Raw genomic sequence first — 18945 nt, forward strand, 5'->3', positions numbered from 1 at the left:
ACCGCCCATGTCCCTGAACGGCACCGCCCTGCACCTCGCCACCGACCTGCCGCCGCTGGTCCGGCGCGCGCTGGCGGCGGCGCGGGCGCACGGTTTCGAGAACTCCTGCCGCCCCGAACAGGGCCTGCTGATCAGCGCGTTGGCGCACGGCGCGGCCACCCGGATCGGCGAGAGCGGCACCGGGTGCGGGGTGGGCCTGGCCTGGCTGGCCAGCGGGGCCGGGCCCGGGGTGCGGCTGGTCAGCGTCGAACGGGACCCGGCCCGCGCCGCCGTGGCCGCCGCGGTCTTCGCCGACCAGCCGCAGGTGGAGGTGGTCACCGGCGACTGGAGCGAGCTCTACCGGCGCGGGCCGTTCGACCTGCTGGTGCTGGACGGCGGCGGCCAGGGCAAGGGCGCCGAGCCGCCGGCCGACCCGGTGCGGCTGCTGACGCCCGGCGGCACGGTCACGGTGGACGACTTCACCCCCTGCACCACCTGGCCCCCACAGCACGAGGGCCGCCCGGACACCGCCCGCCTGCACTGGCTCGAGCACCCGGCCCTGCGCACCACCGAACTGCGCCTGGCCGCCGACCTGAGCACGCTGGTCGGCACGCTGCGCGGCTGATCAGCGGCCCGGCTCGCCGAGGACTCCCGTGGCCCGGTACCGGACGACTCAGTACCGGACAGCTCGGTACCGAACAGCTCAGTACCAGACGGTGATCCGCCGGGCCGGACCGTCCACCCGGATCCGGCCGCCGCAGGGGAGGATCTGCTGCGGGTCGGTGTGGCCGAAGTCGACGTCGAAGACGGCCATCGTCTGCGGTGCGTACTCGGCCAGCGCGCGGAGGACCGCGGCCCGCTGGGCCTTGCGGTACTCGACCTTGGCGGCCGGCTCCAGCATCTGCTCGAAGCTCCAGCTCTTGGCCCGGGCCATCAGCAGCGCGGGGAACTGGCGCAGCAGCCCGCGCTCGCCGAGGTTGCGCAGGATCCGGTAGACCTCGTCCGCCCGCGGCATCTCCTCGGAGGTCTCCAGGAAGAGCACCTGCCCGGCGTACTGCTCCACCGGGCCGATCTCCCGGTCGGCCATCGCCATCCAGGCGAGGATCTCCAGGTTGCCGCCCCAGCCCGGGGCGTCGACCACCTGGTCCGCGTTGTGCCAGGTCCAGCCCTCCCCCGGCTCCATCACCGGCTCGCCCGCGAGCAGGTCGGGCTCGGTCCAGGGCAGCTCGACGTCGCCGACCTCGGCGCTGGGCCGCAGCTCGTACGCGCCGGAGCCGAGCAGCGCCGCGCGCAGCGACTCGGCGGTGGCCGGGTGCAGCGCGCCGCCGCGTCCCAGCTGCACCATCACCGAGCAGCCGTGGTAGCTGACGATGCCCAGGTTGCGCAGCAGGAGCAGCAGGTTGGTGTTGTCGCTGTAGCCGAAGAACGGCTTGGGGTTGGCCCGGATCAACTCCCGGTCCAGGTGCGGCAGCACGGTGATCTGGTCCTCGCCGCCGATGGTGGCGATCACCGCCTTGATGCCCGGGTCGGCGAAGGCCGCGTGCAGGTCGGCCGCGCGCTCCTCGGCGGTGGCGCCGAGCTTGCGGGTGCCCGGGTACTCCACGGGTTCGAGGCCGAACTCCTCGCGCAGCCGGCGCAGCCCCAGCTCGTAGGGGTGCGGGAAGAGACCGGGCAGCGCGGCGGAGGGCGAGAGGACCGCGACGCGGTCGCCAGGCCGGGGCTTGGCCGGGTACGCGGCTACGGACGCGGGTACGGGCACGGGCACGGGGGGTGCCGGTACGGACGCGGGTACGGGTTCGGGTGCCGTCATGGCGTCGATCCTATGAACGCCGGGTCCACGGCGACCAGGGAATTACCCCTCGCCCCGCGCAGCTCAGTCCAGCTCCGCTGTGCGGTGTCGACCGTTCGCGGGGGCGACCGCCCTCGGTGCCGACGCAGGAGTCGACCACGGCGCGGCCGCCACCGTCCAGCGCGTTTCCGGGCGCCCGCGACGCGCAAACCGTGACGCCCCGACAGCGACGCCCCGGCGACGACGCGCGGACGACAGCGGGCCGGACCCCCGAAGGGATCCGGCCCACCAGCTGTGCGTACGACGCAGCGTCAGCGCTCCTGCCGCGGAGCCGTCAGTGCGCCATCACCGGGACATCGACGACCTCGCCCTCGGCGCCCGCAGCCACCAGGTTCGCCTTGCCGCCGCCGTTGAGCAGCGCCGTGGCGATCGCGGCGGCCGCCAGCAGGATGCCGAAGGAGAACCAGATCGCGGTGGAGAAGCCGTGCACCGCGGTCTGCGCCTGCACCAGCATCTGCAGCTCGACGGGCGACTTCGGGTTGATCGGGTGCGACGTGGCGAAGGCCTTGGAGGCGCTGGTGGCCACCGTGCTCAGTGCCGCGGTGCCGATCGCGCCGCCGACCTGCTGCGAGGTGTTGACCATCGCGGAGGCGACACCGGCGTCCTGCGGCCGGACCCGGAAGGTGGCCAGGCTCATCGCCGGCATGAACGCGGTACCCATGCCCAGGCCCATCAGGATCAGACCGGGCAGGATCAGCCAGTACGAGGAGTCGACCTTGATCTGGGTCAGGATCAGCATGCCCGCCGAGGCGACCAGGAAGCCGGGGCCCATCAGCGCCCGGGCCGGCAGCCGGTTCATCAGCCGGGCGCCGATCTGGGTGGAGCCGGTGATCATGCCGGCCACCATCGGCAGGAAGGCGACGCCGGTCATGACCGGGGAGTAACCCAGCACGGTCTGCATGTAGTAGGTCAGGAAGAGGAAGAGCCCGAACATCCCGATCACGGCCAGGCCGAGCGAGAGGTAGGCACCGCCGCGGTTGCGGTCGAGCACCACGCGCAGCGGCAGCAGCGGCGCGCTGACCCTGCTCTCGACGAAGACGAACGCGCTGAGCAGCACGACGGCGGCGGCGAACAGGGCCAGCGTCACGTGCGAGGTCCAGCCGTCCTCCGAGGCCTTGGTGAAGCCGTAGACCAGCGAGACGAGACCGGTGGAGACCAGCAGCACGCCGGGGATGTCGAGGCGGTTGCGGTTACGGGTACCGGCCGGCTCCCGGATCACCAGGACGGCGCCGGTCACCGCGATGATCGCGAACGGCACGTTGATGAAGAAGGTCCAGCGCCAGTTCAGGTACTCGGTGAGCACGCCGCCCAGGATCAGGCCGATCGCGCCGCCACCACCGGCCACCGCGCCGAAGATGCCGAAGGCCTTGGCCCGCTCCTTCGCCTCGGTGAACGTCACGGTCAGCAGCGAGAGGGCGGCGGGGGCGAGCAGCGCGCCGAAGAGGCCCTGCAGGGCACGGGCACCCATCAGCATCCCGGTGCTCTGCGCGGCGCCACCGAGCGCCGAGGCCAGGGCGAAGCCGATCAGACCGGTCATGAAGGTGCGACGGCGGCCCCACAGGTCGGCGATCCGGCCGCCGAAGAGCAGCAGGCCGCCGAAGGCCAGCGCGTAGGCGGTGATCACCCACTGGCGGTTGGTGTCGGAGAAGCCGAGGCTTCGCTGGGCCGAGGGCAGGGCGATGTTCACGATGGTGGCGTCCAGCACCACCATGAGCTGGGCCAGGGCTATGAAGCCCAGTGCCTTCCAGCGCCTGGGGTCGGCCTGCGGGACGGTTTGAGACATGGTTGTACTCACCTAACGGCAGGAGTTGCTGAGGGTGGGGCGCGGGGTGCCGCGCCCACGGGAAGCTTGAGTGTTCAACGGTCGAGCAGGTCAGTGGTTGATCAGGCGACTCAGTGGTTGATCAGGAGACCGGGGACGACCCGGAGGCGGTCACGCGCGCCGCAGGTCCTCCATGGTGGCGGCGCGCCCGGGCAGGACGGTGGGCGCCGGGGCGCGCATCCCGTCCAGGAAGAGCTGGAGGTGCCGGTGGACGAACATCTCGTCCTCCAGGCACTCCTTGCCGGGCAGTGGACGGGTCAGCCGGGCCAGCGCGACGAACAGGTCGCCGGGGCCGACGTCGGGCCGCAGCCGGCCGGCCCGCCGGGCCCGGTCGAGCAGTTGCTCGACCACGCGCTCCAGCTCGGTCCGGGTGGCGAGCAGGTCCTCGTCCTCGTGGAGTTTCAGGTGGTCGGACAGGAGCGAGCAGAGCGCGCCGATCCGCTCGCCGGCAGCGGCGTGCACATAGCGGCTGATCGCCTCGAAGGGGTCGCCCTGGTCGGCCAGCGCCTCCTTGGCCTGCTCCAGCACGCCCCCCAGCACCGAGAGCACGACCTGGTGGATCAGGGTCACCCGGTCGGGGAAGTTACGGTAGAGGGTCGCGTTGCCGACCCCGGCGCGCTTGGCGATCTCGTCCAGCGGGACGAGGGCGCCCTCGTCGGCGAAGAGCTCGCGGGCCGCGGCCAGGATCCGCTCGCGGTTGCGGGTGGCGTCCGCCCGGAGTCGGGGCGTGGCGGCACGGGCACAGGGCGATGCTTCGGGGATGCACGTCCCCGCCTGCAGGGTGTCCATGGCTGCGCTCCTTTCCGGGGATTCCGTCCCCACTTCCATCGACTGTACGGCAAACGGGGAGAAGGTCCCCGGATATTTCCGCCCAGGCGCCTGTTGCGTGAGATGTGAGGCAGCTCACCTCACCCGGTTGCCCGACCTGACCAGCGGGAATCCATGGGTTACGGCCCGAGCACCGGGCGACGCCGTATGGGCCGCAGCAGACTGGGCAGGAACCTCAGGTTGTCGTGAGCCGGATGACGAGGACGGTGATCAACGTGAACCTCGCACGACCGTCGAGCCTGTCGCTCGACACCGAACCGCAGGCGCCACCGACGGTGACCCCGCTGACCGAATCGTCCGCCGAGGCGTACGTGGCCAGCACCTGTTTCAAGATCGGCCCCCCTGGGCGGGTCGGCGTCGAGCTGGAGTGGTTCGTCCATGACTCCTGTCGACCCCACACCGCCCCCGACCCCGCGCGGGTGCGCGCCGCTCTCGACGCGCTGCACCTGCCCCCCGACCACCCCTTCCTCCCCAACGGCTCGCGAGTGACCCAGGAGCCGGGCGGCCAGGTCGAGCTCAGCTCCCCGGCCGCCGCCGATCTCCCCGGCTGCGTGGAGACCACCCACCAGGACCTGGCCGCCCTGCGCGCCGCCTTCGCCGCCCAGGGCCTGGACCTCGCCGGCTACGGCACCGAACCCCATCCCAAGGAACGCCGGGTGACCCTGCGCCAGCCGCGCTACCTGGCGATGGAGGAGTTCTTCGGCCGCACCGGCCCCTGGGGCAAGATCATGATGTGCGCCACCGCCTCCACCCAGGTCTGCCTGGACGCAGGCACCGACACCGCCGGCCCCGACGGCTTCCGCACCCGCTGGCGCCTGGCCCACCTGCTCGGTCCGGTGCTGGTCGCCGCCTTCGCCAACTCCCCGCTGCTGGACGGACGGCCGACCGGCTACCGGTCCACCCGGCAGGCCGTCTGGGCCCGGATGGACCCCAGTCGCACCCTGGCCCCGGGCGGCGTGCACGGCTGCGGCCCGGACGGCGATCCGTGCGCGGCCTGGGCCCGCTACGTGCTGGACGCCGCGGTGCTCTGCGTGCGCCGGCCCGAAGGACGGCCGTGGAACGCGCCGGTCGGGCTCACCTTCCGCGCCTGGCTGCGGCGGCCCGAGGCCGAGCGCCCGAGCCTGGCCGATCTCGACTACCACCTGAGCACGCTCTTCCCGCCGGTGCGCCCGCGCGGCTACCTGGAACTGCGGATGATCGACGCGCAGCCCGGCGACGGCTGGGTGGTCCCCGCCGCGCTGACCTCCGCCCTCTTCGCCGGCCCCCGCTCCGTCGATGCCGCGCTCGCCGCGCTGGAGCCGCTGGCCGCCGGCGCGTCCGGCACCGCCGAGCCGGGCCCGCGCGGGCCGGCCTGGAGCCGGGCGGCCACCCGCGGCATGGACGATCCGGTGCTGCGCCAGGCCGCGCTCGACTGCTTCGCGGCCGCCGACACGGTGCTCGCCGACCGGCCCGGCGAGGGCCGACTGCGGTCCGCACTGGGCGAGTTCGCCGAGCGCTACACCGCCAGGGGCCGCTGCCCGGCGGACGACCTGCTGGACGGCGCCGCGCCGCCGCGCACCGGCGCGGGCCGGTCCGCGGACTCCCCGCCGTCCGGGAACTCCCCGAAGTCCGAGGAGGACGCACCATGCTGAACGCCGAACCGGGCCCCGCGCAGAGCCGCACGCCGGGCCGTGCCGAGCCGGGCGCGGAGCTGACCGACGAGCGGCTGCGCGAGGCCGTCGCCACCGAGCTGCTGGCCGCCCGAAACCGCACCAGCGGCCTGACCGAGTGCCTGGACGACGCCGAACTGACCGCCCAGCACTCGCGGTTGATGTCACCCCTGGTCTGGGACCTGGCCCACATCGGCAACCAGGAGGAGCTCTGGCTGCTGCGCAACGTGGGCGGCCGCGAGCCGATGCACCCCGAGATCGACCCGCTCTACGACGCCTTCGAGCACCCGCGCTCCGAACGCCCCACGCTGCCGCTGCTGCCGCCCGCCGAGGCCCGTGGCTACGCCCACGAGGTGCGCGGCCGGGTGCTCGACCTGCTGGCCGGCGTCGAACTCGCCGGACCGCCGCTGCTCCAGGCCGGCTTCGCCTTCGGGCTGATCGCCCAGCACGAACAGCAGCACGACGAGACGATGCTGATCACCCATCAGCTGCGCAGCGGCGCCGCCGTGCTCTCCGCCCCGACGCCCGAGCCGGCCCCGGTCGACCTGCTGCCAGCCGAAGTGACCATCCCCGCAGGCCCGTTCACCATGGGCACGGACACCGAGCCGTGGGCGCTGGACAACGAGCGCCCCGCGCATCAGGTGGACCTGCCGGGGTTCGCGATCGACACCACCCCGGTCAGCAACGCCGACTACCAGCGCTTCATCGAGGACGGCGGCTACCAGGAGCCGCGCTGGTGGACCGCGCAGGGCTGGGCGCACCGGATGACCGCGAAGCTGACCGCGCCGCTGTTCTGGAGCCGGACGGACGGCCAGTGGCTGCGCCGCCGCTTCGGCCACCTCGAACCGGTGCCGGCCGCCGAGCCGGTGCTGCACGTGACCTGGTACGAGGCGGACGCCTACGCGCGCTGGGCCGGGCGGCGGCTGCCCAGCGAGGCGGAGTGGGAGAAGGCCGCCCGGCACGACCCGGCCACCGGCCGCTCACGCCGCTTCCCCTGGGGCGACACCCCTCCCGGGCCGCAGCACGCCAACCTCGGCCAGCGCCATCTGCAGCCGGCCCCGGTCGGCAGCTATCCGGACGGCGCATCGCCCTACGGGGTACGGCAGTTGATCGGTGACGTGTGGGAGTGGACAGCCAGCGACTTCGCCCCCTACCCGGGCTTCCGGGCCTGGCCCTACCGGGAGTACTCGGAGGTCTTCTTCGCCGCCCCCGGCGAGCAGGCCGAGTACAAGGTGCTGCGCGGCGGCAGCTTCGCGGTCGCCCCGGTGGCCTGCCGGGGCACCTTCCGCAACTGGGACTACCCGATCCGCCGCCAGATCTTCGCCGGCTTCCGGACCGCCCGGGATCTGGATGCCGCCTGATGTGCCGTCACCTCGCCTATCTGGGAACCCCGGTGGCGGCCACCGAGGTGCTGGTCGAGCCGCCCTACGGGCTCTACCGGCAGTCCTGGGCGCCGCGCCTGCAGCGGTACGGCACGGTGAACGCGGACGGCTTCGGGCTGGGCTGGTTCGTCGAGGGCGACCCGCAGCCGGTCCGCTACCGCCGGGCGGTGCCGATCTGGGCGGACGAGAACCTCACCGACCTGGCCCGCGCGATCCGCACCACGGCACTGCTGGCCGCCGTCCGCTCGGCCACCGCCGGCACCAGCCCGGACGAGAGCGCCGCCGCGCCCTACCGGGGTGACGGCTGGCTGTTCAGCCACAACGGCGCGCTCGGCGGCTGGCCGGGCACGGCCACCGCCCTGGCCGGGCTGCTGACGCCGGGCGAGTTGCTGGAGCTGGCGGCCCGCTGCGACTCCGCGCTGGTCTGGGCACTGCTGCGGCGCCGGCTGGCGGGCGGCCAGGAGGTGGGCGCCGCCCTGGCCGACACCGTCGCCGAGGTCGCCGCGCACACCGAGGCCCGGCTCAACCTGCTGGTCACCGACGGCCGGGTGATAGCCGCGACCACCTGGGGCGACACCCTCTTCCACCGCCTGGAGCTGGGGCGCAGCGTGCTGGTCGCCTCGGAACCGGGCGACGACGGGCCCGGCTGGGTGCCGGTCCCCGACCGGTCCGTGCTGCTGGCCACCCCCGATGCCGTCACCATCCGTCCGCTGGACCCCGCCACCCCCTGAGACCCCCACCTGAGCCCCCACCCGCACTTCCTGCTGGGCCGCACCACGAGAGGACCACATCCGATGACCGCCTTCGAGCTCACCCGCCTGCTCCCCGCCGACCACTTCGCCCAGGCCCTGCGCGCGGACGTCCGCCAGGGTCTGACCGCCCCCGCCAAGTGGCTGCCGCCGAAGTGGTTCTACGACAAGCGCGGCAGTGAGCTGTTCGAGGACATCACCCGACTGCCGGAGTACTACCCGACCCGCGCCGAGCGGGCCATCCTGACCGAGCGGGCCAAGGAGATCGCGAGCGTGACCCGGGCCCGCACCCTGGTCGAACTGGGCTCGGGCTCCTCGGAGAAGACCCGGCTGCTGCTGGACGCACTGCAGTCGCTGGGCACCCTGGAGAGCTACGTCCCGGTCGACGTCTCGGAGAGCGCGCTGCGCGAGGCCGGCCGCCAACTGGCCACCGAGTACCCGGCGCTGGCCATCCACGGCGTGGTCTCCGACTTCACCGCGCGGCTCGGACTGCCGCGCGCGGTGCAGGCGCCGCGACTGGTGGCCTTCCTCGGCGGGACGCTCGGCAACCTGCTGCCCGAGGAGCGGGCCCGCTTCCTGACCGCGCTGCGGGCCGACCTGGCGCCGGGCGACGCACTGTTGCTCGGCACCGACCTGGTCAAGGACCCGGCCGTGCTGGTGGCCGCCTACGACGACGCGGCCGGTGTGACCGCGGAGTTCAACAAGAACGTGCTCAACGTGCTGGACCGCGAGCTGCAGGCCGGCTTCGACCCGGAGGCCTTCGAGCACGTGGCCCGCTGGGACGCCGAGCAGGAGTGGATCGAGATGCGGCTGCGCTCGCGGCGCGCGCAGCGGGTGTCCGTCGCGGCGCTGGGGCTGGAGGTGGACTTCGCCGAGGGTGAGGAGCTGCGCACCGAGATCTCGGCGAAGTTCCGCCGCGACAAGGTGGCCGCCGAGCTGGCCGACGCCTCCTTCGCACTGCGGCACTGGTGGACCGACCCCGAGGGACGCTTCGGACTGTCGCTGGCCGAGCCGGTGTAGCGGGCCGGTCCACCGAGGCGGCCCGTCGAACCGGGGCTCCGGCACTGCGCCGGGGCCCCGGTTCCGCTTGTCCGGCAAAGGGTGGCGCAGGGTCTTGCTGAAGAACTGAATCGCTGCTTCACTTCTTGCCGTGGCCTATCGGAAGACCCCCGCCGTCCAAGCCCGGCTCGACGCCCAGCGCGAGGCGGTGCTGACCGCCGCGACCGAGCTGCTCGCCGAACGCGGCTATGCCGCCTGTTCGGTGGCGGCCGTCGCGGAGCGGGCGGGGATCGCCACCGGGAGCGTGTACCGCTCGTTCCCGAGCAAGGCCGAGCTGGTGGCCGAGGTGTTCGGCATCGTGGTCGGCCGGGAGGTGGCGGCGGTGCGCGAGGCGGCCGCCTTCGCCGGCGATCTGCACGCCCAGGTCGCCTCGGTGATCGGCACCTTCGCCGGTCGCGCGCTCGGTCACCCGCGGCTGGCCTACGCGCTGCTGGCCGAGCCGGTCGACCCCGAGGTGGAGGCCGAACGCCTGGTCTTCCGCCGGGCGTTCCGCGACGTGATCGCCGCCCGGATCGCCGAGGGCGTGACGGCCGGCCGACTGCCTGCCCAGGACGCCGAGTTGACCGCCGCCCTGCTGGTCGGCGGGGTGGGCGAGGCGCTGGTGGGCCCGCTCGCGGACGGCGGCCGGGCACCCGACGACCTGATCCCCGCACTGATCTCCTTCGCCCTGCGCGCCCTGGGCGGCACGCCCACCCACCCGGGCGCAGCCGGCCACCCCGGCACAGCCGACCCCGCCGGCGCGAGAACCGAGCCCGAGCCCGAACCGGAGCCGTAGCATGCGAGACCTTGCCCCCACCTCCCTGGAAGCCCGCGAGCAGAACGCCGAACGCCTGCTGCGCGTCTCGGCCAAGCACTCCCACGACCCGCTCACCGAGATCGACTGGCAGGAGCCGATCGATCCCGACCAGTTCGCCCTTCCCCCGCACCGGGTCTCGCTCTACGGCACCCACCTGTGGCAGCGGATGACGCTCCGTCAGCAGGCGAAGCTGAGCACCCACCAGCTGGCCAGCGTCACCGCGGCGGGCATCTGGTTCGAGCTGATCCTGATGCACGGCCTGGTCCGGCACGTCTACGACAGCGACCTGACCACCCAGCACGCGCAGTACGCGCTGACCGAAGTGGCCGACGAGTGCCGACACTCCACGATGTTCGCCAAGTACATCACCAGGACCGGCTACCCCACCGCCCGTCCCAGCCGGCGCGCCGAGCGGCGCGGGCGGCTCCATCTGCTGCTCAACGACACCACGTTGACCTTCGCGGGCGCGATCTTCGTGGAGGAGTTCACCGACGCGATGCAGCGCGAGATGATCCGCGACGAGAGCCTGCAGCCGCTGGCCCGCTCGGTGGCGAAGATCCACGTGATCGAGGAGGCCCGGCACATCGGCTACGCCAAGCCGGAGTTGGAGCGGCGCTGGGCCCGGATGAGCCCGGCGCGGCGGGCGGTGTTCCGCCAGGTGATCGGCGTGCTGGTGTACGAGGCGGTGCTGGAGTGCGTCAACCCGCGGATCTACGCGCTGGCCGGGCTCGACGTCCAGCAGGCCAAGGCGGCAGCGGCGGCCAACCCGCACTGGCAGGCCGCCCGGCGGGACTGGGCCCGCAAGGCGGTCGCCTTCTTCACCGAGCTCGGCATCATCGACCGGCGCAGCGAGGGCATGTGGCGCCGGGCGGGGCTGCTGGGCTGACCCGCCTGACGCGGCACTAGGTCGTCTCGGCCACCAGCGGCTCCGGCGCGGCGTTGTTGAGCCGGGCCAGGCCGCTGCGGGTCGCGACCACCACCACCCGGTCGCCCACCGCGAAGCCCCGGCTGCGGTCGGCGTAGCCCCACTGGTAGTTCTGCGGCGAGCGGGCGAGTCGCACCGCGAGCACCCGCAGGCCGCCGATCGCCTCCACCTCGTTGCGGTTCATCCCGACCAGCGCCCCGCCCTCCTCGGCGACCAGTTCGGCGATCAACAGCACGTGCCGGAAGACCGAGAGGGTGCCGAGCACCTCCCGGCCCATCAGCGCGGCGGCGAAGGCGGGCGCGGCCAGGTAGGAGACCGAGCGCGAGGCGACGTTGCCGAGCGTGGCGTAGACGTGCTGCGCGAAGTCGTCGTCGAACAGGCGAACGACTATCCGCACGTCCTCGCGCAGCGCGCGGGCCTCCAGCGCCGCCTCCAGGTTGACCGCGTCGTCGCTGGTCACCGCGACCACCGCGCGCGCGTGCCGGGCCCTGGCCAGGCGCAGCTGCTCGACCAGCGGCCCGTCCCCCACCACCACCGGTATCCCCAGCGCCCGCATCGCGACGATGCCGCGGGCCAGCGGGTCGCGCTCCAGCGCGGCCACCGGCACCCCGAGTTCGTGCATCTGGGTGGCCACCCGGGTGCCGACGTTGCCCAGGCCCACCACGATCACGTGGCCGCGCAGGCCCGCGCTCGGCGCGCGCGGCAGCCCGCGGCGTCCGGAGGCCAGCGAGTCGACCACGATCGCGGTGAGCACCGGCACCAGGGCGATGCCGCTGAAGGTGATGATCACCTGGGCGACCCGCTGCCAGGGGCCGCCGGTGCCGGCGGTCGGGTCGCCCATCTGGTCGGGCTGGGCGGAGCCGGCCATGTCGAGCAGGGTGAGGTAGAGCGTCCAGCCGAAGCTCCGGTTGAAGTACCAGATGATCAGCGCGGCGGTCGCGATCGCCGCGAAGGCGCCGAAGAGCACCATCCGGATCCGCACCCCGGTGAAGAACCGCAGGGTGTCCAGGAAGCGGTAGAGCAGCCGGAAGCGCAGCGGCACCCGTAGCCGCGGCTCGGTGGGCAGGGTCTGCAGCACCGCCATGCCGTCCGGCTGCCCCGGCCCGCCGCTGCCCCTGCTGGCCCCCGCCACCGGGATCGGGGCACCCTCGCCGAAGGCCTGGGCCAGCCGGATGAAGTCGGTGGAGGCCGGTTCGGTCTCCGGCAGCAGCCGCAGCCTGGTCAGGTCCTGCCGGTCGATCCGGTCGGCGGCCACGCACAGGTGGCCGGCCCGCAGGTCCTCGTCGTAGGCGATGTAGAGGTAGCGGTCGCCGACCTGCACCGAGTTGGGGCGGGCCAGCGCGCCGTTGGCGAAGGCCGGCGCGGCGGTGGCCGAGCCGGAGAGCGCGGCGCAGTTCTTCAGCAGGACCTGGATCTGGTCGCCGAGCCGCTGGTTGAAGATCCGCAGCACGATCCGGATCTCCGGGTTGAGGCCCTGCGCGGCGAGCGCCACGTGGATGTTGGCCTGATCGTCACCGTCGACCAGCGCGATCCCGCGCGCGCCGTCGGCACCGGCGGCCAGCAGCGCCTCCTGGGTGACGCTGCTGAACTCCAGGACGGCCGCCACGCCCTCGATCCGTTCGATCCGCGGCGCGTGGTCGCGCATCCGGTCGGGCACCAGGGCCACTACGGGCACCTCGTAGTGCTCGATCAGTTCCAGGATCAGGCGGTGTGCCAAGGCATTGGCCCCGCAGACGATGTAGTGCTCCCGGAAGCAGGGCGCCGACGGCTCCCCCGCTCCCGGATTCACCCCCCGAGCTACCTGTGTCATAGCCCGGATGGTACTTGCGGATGACCCGGATGGGACCGTCCGTCATCAACCGGGCCACCGATCAATTTCAGCCACTGACGTGGTCTTTACTGTTCATCAGATCACTTAGTGAGACAGACTTCTGACATTCAGTCGTCAATCTGGTTAGATGATCCGCGCCTGCCGCTCGCGGGCCCTCCTGCGCTGCCCCCACGAACCGTCTGCTCGTGCAAGGAACTTGATGTCGTCACAGATACCGCAGGCGGTGACCTGGAGCCTGGGTGCGGGCTTGCTGGTGGCCGCCGGCCTGCTGATCCGCCAGTGGCTCACCGCCAGGTCAAGGGCCCGGTCCCTGGCCGAACTGCGGGAGGCCCTCCGGGCCAGGGACGAGGAGGCGCACCGGCTGGCCACCCGCCAGTTGCCCTCGCTCGCGTCCTCCGCGGTCGCCAGCCCGGTCCCCGTCGAGCCGCTCACCGTCGACCCGCTGTTGGCCGGAACCGACTACGAGCGCAGCCTCCTCGCGGTGGCCGAACAGTTCCGCGGCGCGGTGGAGCAGGCCCAGACGCGCGCCGACCAGAACGCCAAGTCCGCGCTCAAGGGCGCGATGCGGTCACTGCAGGGGCTGGCCAACGAGCAGCAGGTGGCGATCTCCGAGATGCAGGAACGGCACGACCAACCCGCCGTGCTGCGCGATCTGCTGGAGATCGACCACGCCAACTCCCAGTTCGGGCGCCGGGCGCAGGCCATCGCGGTGCTCTGCGGCTCCTGGCCCGGACGCCAGCGCGAGGCCTCCTCGCTGAGCGACGTGGTGCGCGGGGCCAAGTCCCGCGTGCGGGACTACAAGCGGGTCGAGGTGCGCACCCAGGTCGACCTGGCGGTGGTCAGCCGGGCCGTCGAGCCGGTGGTGCTCGCGGTGGCCGAGCTGCTGGACAACGCGGCCCGCCACTCCCAGCCCAACACCACCGTCGAGGTCAACCTCCAGCCCGCGCACAACGGCGCCTGCATCGTGATCGACGACGCTGGCGTCGGGATGGACCCGCGCGAGGCCCAGCTCGCCGGGCAGTTGCTGACCGGTCAGCGCGTGGTGGACGTCACCCGGCTCGGCGACCCGCCGCAGTTCGGCTTCGCCGTGATCGGCGTGCTGGCGGCGCGCTACGGGTTCAGCGTCTCGGTGGACACCCGCTCGCCGTACGGCGGCGTGCGCGCGGTGCTCTTCCTGCCGACCGTGCTGCTCAGCTCGCTCGCCCCCGAGCCCGCCGCCGCCCCGGCGTACGGCGCCCCGCAGCACAGCACGCCCCAGCACAGCACACCCCAGCACACCGCGCCGCAGCAGACCGTGACCCAGCACCCCGCGCCCCTGCACCCCGCGACGCCGCACACCGCGACCCCGCACGGCACCCCCCGCTACAGCGCGCCCCACCACACCGTGACCCAGCACCCAGCCCCCCAGCACCACGCCCCGGCGCCCGCAGCCGCGCCGCACCCCGCGCCCCAGGCCGTGGCCTCCCAGCCCCCCGCCGCTACGCCCGCCGCGGCGCACGGTGCGGCGCTCGGCCGGCTGCCCGGGCCCGGCGACGGCGTCGCCCCCGGCCACGACGGCCACGGCCACGACACCCCGGGGCTCGACAACCACGGCTTCAACAACCGCGGCTACGGCCGCCCCGCCCCGCTGCCCCCGCGCACCGCCGCGCCGCCCCCGCAGGCCGCACCGCTCCCGCACGCGGCCTCGGTCACGCCCACCGCACCCGCCCCGCGCACCGCCGGCGGTCTGCCCAAGCGGCGCCGGCGCGAGCCGCTGAGCGAGGCCCAGCTCGCCGAGGTCGAGCAGGCCGCCGAGGCGGCCGAGGGCGCGGCCCCCGCCACCGAGCTGCCCGCGGAGTGGACCAGGGACGCGCAGGCCACCGCCCGCCGGCTCGGCGCCTTCGCCCGCGGCACCCGGGCGGGGCGGGAGTCCGACCCCGACCTGCCGCCCCCGGGCTACGGCCGCCACGCCGCGCGCCCCGACGGCACCGCACCAGACGATCCCTTCACCGGCTGACCCCCTGGCAGCCACCCGCGGCTGGTCCCCCGGCACAGCCGCCGTCCGCCCCCCGCTAGGAGCCCTGCGATGAACAGCCGGCTGAACAGCCACCCGACCAACGATCTCGGCTGGATGCTCGACGACGTCCTGCTCGTTCCCGAGGCCCGGCACGCGATCCTGCTGTCCGCCGACGGCCTGCTGCGCGCGCACTCGGCGGGCATCAGCCGCGACGAGGCGGACCGGCAGGCCGCCGCGCTCTCCGGGGTCCAGTCGATCAGCCGCAGCACCGCCGGGTTCCTCGGCGCCACCCCGACCCCCTGGCGGCAGACCCTGATCGAGTTCGCCGGCGGCTACGTCTTCCTGGTCGCCGCCGGCCCCGGTGCCTACCTGGCGGTCTCCGCGGGGGAACGGGTGGACATGGAGGCGGTGAGCTACCGGATGCAGAAGCTGGTGGACCGCCTCGGCAAGGAACTGAGCACCCCGCCCCGGCACGACCTGGGAGCCCTGCGATGAGCGCGGCGCGGCGCGACCGGGGCTTAGTGCGGCCCTACGTGGTCACCAACGGGCGGTTCGAGCCGACCCGCAACACCTTCGACCTGGTCACCCTGGTCACCGCCATGCCGGACCGCCCGCTCGCCGGGCTCGGCCCCGAGCAGCGGCGGCTGGTGGAGCTGTGCCTGCACGGCTCGCTCTCGCTCGCCGAGGTGGCCGCGCACCTGCACCTGCCGGTCAGCGTCACCAAGGTGCTGCTCGGCGACCTGGTCGACAGCGGCCACCTGATCACCAGGGCGGCCGTGCCGCGCGCCCAACTGCCCACCTACCAACTGCTCCAGGAGGTGCTCGATGGTCTCCGCGCCCGGCTCTGACATGCTGCCCGGCACCCTGGCCGCGCCCGCCCCGGGGCAGGTCAGCTACCTGGGCGAGGGCATCCAGACCGCCGTCAAGCTGCTGATCACCGGGCACTTCGCGGTCGGCAAGACCACCTTCGTCGGCACCCTCTCGGAGATCGAGCCGCTGCGCACCGAGGAGCCGATGACCCAGGCCAGCGTGCTGGTCGACGACCTGACCGGGGTGCCGAACAAGGAGACCACCACGGTCGCGATGGATTTCGGCCGCCTGACGCTCAGTCAGAGCCTGGTCCTCTACCTGTTCGGCGCCCCCGGCCAGCAGCGGTTCACCCCGCTGTGGCGGGACATGACGCTCGGCGCGCTCGGCGCCCTGGTGCTCGCCGACACCCGGCGCCTGGAGCACTCCTTCCCGGTGATGGACCTGCTGGAGGAGCACGGGCTGCCGTACGCGGTGGCGGTCAACCGCTTCGACGGCGCACCGGAGTTCGCCGAGGACGAGCTGCGCGAGGCGCTCGACCTGCTGCCCAGCACGCCGCTGGTGACCTGCGACGCCCGCGACCCGGAGTCGGCCACCCTGGCGCTGATCTCTCTCGTCCAGTACCTGCTTCGCACCACCGACCAGGAGTCCGCGTGAACGCCCCTTCGCCACCGCCCGGTTGCCCGGCCCACCAGCCGCGGCCCACCGGTTTCCCGCTCTACGGCGCGGAGTTCGCCACCGACCCGGCCGCCGTCTACGCCCGGCTGCGGGCGTACGGCCCGCTCGCCCCGGTCGAGCTCTACCCGGGCACCACCGCGACCCTGGTGCTCTCCTACCAGGCGGCGCTGGAGGTCCTGCGCAGCCCGGAGACCTTCTCCAAGGACTCCCGCCGCTGGCGCGGCCTGGCGGACGGCCGGGTCGCCCCGGACAACCCGGCCGTGCCGATGATGGCGCACCGGCCCAACGCGCTGTTCAGCGACGGCGACGCGCACGACCGGCTGCGCGGCGCGGTGACCGACTCGCTGGACCGGGTCGACCCGAACGCGCTGCGCGGCTACGTCGAGCGCAGCGCCGACCGGCTGATCGACGCCTTCGCCGGACGCGGCTCCGCCGACCTGGTGGCCGACTACGCCAGGGCGCTGCCGCTGCTGGTCTTCAACGAGCTGTTCGGCTCCCCCGCGCACCTGGGCGACCGGCTGGTGGCCGGCATGACGGGCATCTTCGACGGCGTCGACGCCGAACGGGCCAACGCCGAACTCACCGGCGCGCTGCTGGAGTTGGTGGCCCTCAAGCGGGCCGAGCCGGGCGCCGACGTGACCAGCTGGCTGATGGCCCATCCGGCCGCGCTGACCGACGAGGAGATGCTGCACCAGCTGGTGCTGCTGATGGGCGCGGGCACCGAGCCGCAGCTCAACCTGATCAGCAACACGCTGCGGCTGCTGCTCGCCGACGACCGCTTCGCCGGCGACCTGGCCGGCGGCACCCTGCCGGTGGACGACGCGCTGGACGAGGTGCTGTGGACCGACCCGCCGATGGCCAACTACGGGGTGCACTTCCCGGTGCGGGACGTCGAGATGGGCGGCGTGCTGCTGCCGGAGGGCGAGCCGGTGGTGGTCAGCTTCGCGGCTGCCAACACGGACCCGGCGCTGGCCGGGCGCGCCCGCGGCGGCAACCGGGCCCACCTGGCCTGGAGCGCGGGCCCGCACACCTGCCCGGCCCAGGGCCCGGCCCGGCTGATCGCCGCGGTGGCCGTCGAGAAGCTGCTGGACCGGCTGCCGGACCTGGAGCTGGCCATCAAGCCCGATGAACTGCGGTGGCGCCCGGGGCCGTTCCACCGCGCGCTGGCCGACCTGCCGGTGTACTTCCCGCCGGCCACCGGCACCGCGCCGCTCGCCCATCCGGCGGCCCCCGGCAGCCTGCTCACGACGGCCTCGGCGATCCCCACCGCGCCCGCCGCCCCGCAGCCGGCACCGACCGCACCCCACCCCACCCCTGGAGGCCCTGCATGGAACCCGACCGCTGCCCCTTCCGGATCGACCCGAGCGGAAGCGACATCTACGGCGAGGCCCGCCGCATCCACCAGGACGGGCCGGTGGCCAAGGTGGAGCTCCCTGGTGGCGTGGTTGCGTGGTCGGTAGGCAACCAGCAGCTGATCAAGCAGCTGCTGGCGGACCCCCGGGTCTCCAAGAGCGCCCGCCAGCACTGGCCCGCGCTCATCAACGGTGAGATCCCCGCCGACTGGCCGCTGATGATCTGGGTGGCGGTCGACAACATGTTCACCGCCTACGGCGCCGAGCACCGCCGGCTGCGCCGCCTGGTGGCCGGCTCCTTCACCAACCGGCGCACCGAGGCGCTGCGCCCGCGCGTCGAGCGGATCACCGAGGACCTGCTGACCGCGCTCGCCACCACCCCCGCCGGCACCGCCGCCGACCTGCGCGAGGGGTACGCCTACCCGCTGCCGATCCAGGTGATCTGCGAGCTGTTCGGCGTCCCCGAGCACCTCCACCCCGGCCTGCGCGGCTGCGTGGACGGCTTCTTCGACACCACCATCACGCCCGAGGCCGCCCAGGCCAACGCCGAGGAGGTCTACCGGATCCTCGGCGAGCTGGTCGCGATCAAGCGCAAGGAACCGGCCGACGACCTGACCAGTGCGCTGATCGCCGCCCGGGACACCGAGGCGGACGGCGAGGACGCCGCCGGCGGCAGCACGCTCACCGAGAAGGAACTGCTCGACACCCTGCTGCTGGTGATCAGCGCCGGCCACGAGACCACGGTCAACCTGCTGGACAACGCGATCCACCTGCTGCTGACCCACCCCGAGCAGCTGGCCCTGGTCCGTTCGGGCCGGGCCTCCTGGAACGACGTGATCGACGAGACGCTGCGGGTGCAGTCACCGGTGGCCAACCTGCCGCTGCGCTACGCCCTGGAGGACATCCAGGCCGGCGACGTGCTGATCCGCAAGGGCGAGGCGATCATGGCGGCCTACGCCACCGCCGGTCGCGACGAGGCGGTGCACGGCGCGGACGCGGACGTCTTCGACCTCACCCGCGAGGTCAAGGACCACGTCGCCTTCGGCCACGGCGCGCACTTCTGCCTGGGCGCCCCGCTGGCCCGCCTGGAGGCCGCGGTCGCCCTGCCGGCGCTCTTCGAGCGGTTCCCCGACCTGGCGCTCGCGGAGGGCGGGTTGACGCCGATGGAGTCGTTCATCTCCAACGGCCACCGGCAGCTGCCGGTGGTGCTGCGCCCGGCCGCGAGCTGACGGTCACTCGGCCG

17 protein-coding genes are annotated in these 18945 nt (G+C 73.6%); 13 read left to right on the forward strand and 4 right to left on the reverse strand.

What is annotated here, in order from left to right; genetic code table 11:
• Positions 1–7: 7 nt before the first annotated feature.
• Positions 8–604: an O-methyltransferase gene (locus OG500_RS09345; RefSeq protein ID WP_329578552.1), complete on the forward strand. Its 597-nt coding sequence runs from the start codon at positions 8–10 to the stop codon at positions 602–604.
• 78 nt (positions 605–682) lie between these two features.
• Here the strand turns inward: OG500_RS09345 and OG500_RS09350 are convergent, their stop codons facing one another.
• The 3 genes from OG500_RS09350 to OG500_RS09360 all read right to left on the reverse strand — a co-directional run bounded on the left by OG500_RS09350 (position 683) and on the right by OG500_RS09360 (position 4439).
• A complete protein-coding gene (locus tag OG500_RS09350; protein ID WP_329578555.1) occupies positions 683–1789 on the reverse strand; it encodes a S66 family peptidase in 1107 nt (368 codons plus the stop codon).
• Positions 1790–2102: 313 nt separating this feature from the next.
• A complete protein-coding gene (locus OG500_RS09355; protein ID WP_327066056.1) occupies positions 2103–3611 on the reverse strand; it encodes an MFS transporter in 1509 nt (502 codons plus the stop codon).
• Positions 3612–3761: 150 nt separating this feature from the next.
• Positions 3762–4439 (reverse strand): TetR/AcrR family transcriptional regulator, encoded by a 678-nt coding sequence (locus OG500_RS09360; protein ID WP_327066057.1) that lies wholly within the window; start codon positions 4437–4439, stop codon positions 3762–3764.
• Positions 4440–4693: 254 nt separating this feature from the next.
• Between OG500_RS09360 and egtA the strand changes: the two genes are divergently transcribed.
• The 6 genes from egtA to OG500_RS09390 all read left to right on the forward strand — a co-directional run bounded on the left by egtA (position 4694) and on the right by OG500_RS09390 (position 10999).
• Positions 4694–6109, forward strand: coding sequence for an ergothioneine biosynthesis glutamate--cysteine ligase EgtA (gene egtA / locus OG500_RS09365; protein ID WP_327066058.1), 1416 nt, complete (start codon positions 4694–4696; stop codon positions 6107–6109).
• The gene (egtB, locus tag OG500_RS09370; protein ID WP_329578560.1) at positions 6103–7488 is read left to right on the forward strand and encodes an ergothioneine biosynthesis protein EgtB; all 1386 of its coding nucleotides are present in this window, start codon (positions 6103–6105) and stop codon (positions 7486–7488) included. Before egtA ends, egtB begins: the two co-directional genes overlap by 7 nt.
• Entirely contained in the window at positions 7488–8240 is a 753-nt protein-coding gene (gene egtC / locus OG500_RS09375; RefSeq protein ID WP_329578563.1) for an ergothioneine biosynthesis protein EgtC, read from the forward strand. Before egtB ends, egtC begins: the two co-directional genes overlap by 1 nt.
• A gap of 63 nt (positions 8241–8303) precedes the next feature.
• Positions 8304–9278 (forward strand): L-histidine N(alpha)-methyltransferase, encoded by a 975-nt coding sequence (gene egtD, locus OG500_RS09380; RefSeq protein ID WP_327066061.1) that lies wholly within the window; start codon positions 8304–8306, stop codon positions 9276–9278.
• A 130-nt stretch (positions 9279–9408) separates the two neighbouring features.
• Entirely contained in the window at positions 9409–10092 is a 684-nt protein-coding gene (locus tag OG500_RS09385) for a TetR/AcrR family transcriptional regulator (RefSeq protein ID WP_327066062.1), read from the forward strand.
• A gap of 1 nt (position 10093) precedes the next feature.
• Positions 10094–10999 (forward strand): AurF N-oxygenase family protein, encoded by a 906-nt coding sequence (locus OG500_RS09390; RefSeq protein ID WP_329578566.1) that lies wholly within the window; start codon positions 10094–10096, stop codon positions 10997–10999.
• 16 nt (positions 11000–11015) lie between these two features.
• On the opposite strand, the gene OG500_RS09395 is transcribed toward OG500_RS09390, so the two are convergent.
• On the reverse strand, positions 11016–12848 hold the full coding sequence (locus OG500_RS09395) for an NAD-binding protein (protein ID WP_327066064.1): 1833 nt from the start codon (positions 12846–12848) through the stop codon (positions 11016–11018).
• Positions 12849–13068: 220 nt separating this feature from the next.
• Between OG500_RS09395 and OG500_RS38150 the strand changes: the two genes are divergently transcribed.
• The 6 genes from OG500_RS38150 to OG500_RS09425 all read left to right on the forward strand — a co-directional run bounded on the left by OG500_RS38150 (position 13069) and on the right by OG500_RS09425 (position 18931).
• On the forward strand, positions 13069–14865 hold the full coding sequence (locus OG500_RS38150) for an ATP-binding protein (RefSeq protein WP_442789129.1): 1797 nt from the start codon (positions 13069–13071) through the stop codon (positions 14863–14865).
• Positions 14866–14934: 69 nt separating this feature from the next.
• Positions 14935–15360, forward strand: a complete 426-nt coding sequence (locus OG500_RS09405) for a roadblock/LC7 domain-containing protein (protein ID WP_327066065.1) — start codon at positions 14935–14937, stop codon at positions 15358–15360.
• Positions 15357–15713, forward strand: coding sequence for a DUF742 domain-containing protein (locus OG500_RS09410; RefSeq protein WP_327066066.1), 357 nt, complete (start codon positions 15357–15359; stop codon positions 15711–15713). Before OG500_RS09405 ends, OG500_RS09410 begins: the two co-directional genes overlap by 4 nt.
• Positions 15691–16329 carry a GTP-binding protein gene (locus tag OG500_RS09415; protein WP_442789130.1) on the forward strand — a complete coding sequence of 213 codons (639 nt, stop codon included), beginning with the start codon at positions 15691–15693 and terminating at the stop codon, positions 16327–16329. The genes OG500_RS09410 and OG500_RS09415 overlap by 23 nt, the downstream gene beginning before the upstream one ends.
• Positions 16326–17810, forward strand: coding sequence for a cytochrome P450 (locus OG500_RS09420; protein ID WP_327066067.1), 1485 nt, complete (start codon positions 16326–16328; stop codon positions 17808–17810). Before OG500_RS09415 ends, OG500_RS09420 begins: the two co-directional genes overlap by 4 nt.
• Positions 17792–18931, forward strand: a complete 1140-nt coding sequence (locus OG500_RS09425; protein WP_327071487.1) for a cytochrome P450 family protein — start codon at positions 17792–17794, stop codon at positions 18929–18931. The genes OG500_RS09420 and OG500_RS09425 overlap by 19 nt, the downstream gene beginning before the upstream one ends.
• Positions 18932–18945: the final 14 nt, after the last annotated feature.

The sequence above is a fragment of the Kitasatospora sp. NBC_01250 genome (assembly GCF_036226465.1).
In the GTDB taxonomy this organism is placed as follows: Bacteria; Actinomycetota; Actinomycetes; order Streptomycetales; family Streptomycetaceae; genus Kitasatospora.

What these genes read in the sequence shown, in the direction of transcription:
- OG500_RS09410 (WP_327066066.1), top strand. Translation starts at nt 15,357, where the DNA reads ATGAGCGCGGCGCGGCGCGACCGGGGCTTAGTGCGGCCCTACGTGGTC.
- OG500_RS09405 (WP_327066065.1), top strand. Translation starts at nt 14,935, where the DNA reads ATGAACAGCCGGCTGAACAGCCACCCGACCAACGATCTCGGCTGGATG.
- OG500_RS09345 (WP_329578552.1), top strand. Translation starts at nt 8, where the DNA reads ATGTCCCTGAACGGCACCGCCCTGCACCTCGCCACCGACCTGCCGCCG.
- egtB (WP_329578560.1), top strand. Translation starts at nt 6,103, where the DNA reads ATGCTGAACGCCGAACCGGGCCCCGCGCAGAGCCGCACGCCGGGCCGT.
- OG500_RS38150 (WP_442789129.1), top strand. Translation starts at nt 13,069, where the DNA reads ATGTCGTCACAGATACCGCAGGCGGTGACCTGGAGCCTGGGTGCGGGC.
- OG500_RS09350 (WP_329578555.1), bottom strand. Translation starts at nt 1,789, where the DNA reads ATGACGGCACCCGAACCCGTACCCGCGTCCGTACCGGCACCCCCCGTG.
- OG500_RS09355 (WP_327066056.1), bottom strand. Translation starts at nt 3,611, where the DNA reads ATGTCTCAAACCGTCCCGCAGGCCGACCCCAGGCGCTGGAAGGCACTG.
- OG500_RS09415 (WP_442789130.1), top strand. Translation starts at nt 15,691, where the DNA reads ATGGTCTCCGCGCCCGGCTCTGACATGCTGCCCGGCACCCTGGCCGCG.
- egtD (WP_327066061.1), top strand. Translation starts at nt 8,304, where the DNA reads ATGACCGCCTTCGAGCTCACCCGCCTGCTCCCCGCCGACCACTTCGCC.
- OG500_RS09395 (WP_327066064.1), bottom strand. Translation starts at nt 12,848, where the DNA reads ATGACACAGGTAGCTCGGGGGGTGAATCCGGGAGCGGGGGAGCCGTCG.
- OG500_RS09360 (WP_327066057.1), bottom strand. Translation starts at nt 4,439, where the DNA reads ATGGACACCCTGCAGGCGGGGACGTGCATCCCCGAAGCATCGCCCTGT.
- OG500_RS09390 (WP_329578566.1), top strand. Translation starts at nt 10,094, where the DNA reads ATGCGAGACCTTGCCCCCACCTCCCTGGAAGCCCGCGAGCAGAACGCC.
- egtC (WP_329578563.1), top strand. Translation starts at nt 7,488, where the DNA reads ATGTGCCGTCACCTCGCCTATCTGGGAACCCCGGTGGCGGCCACCGAG.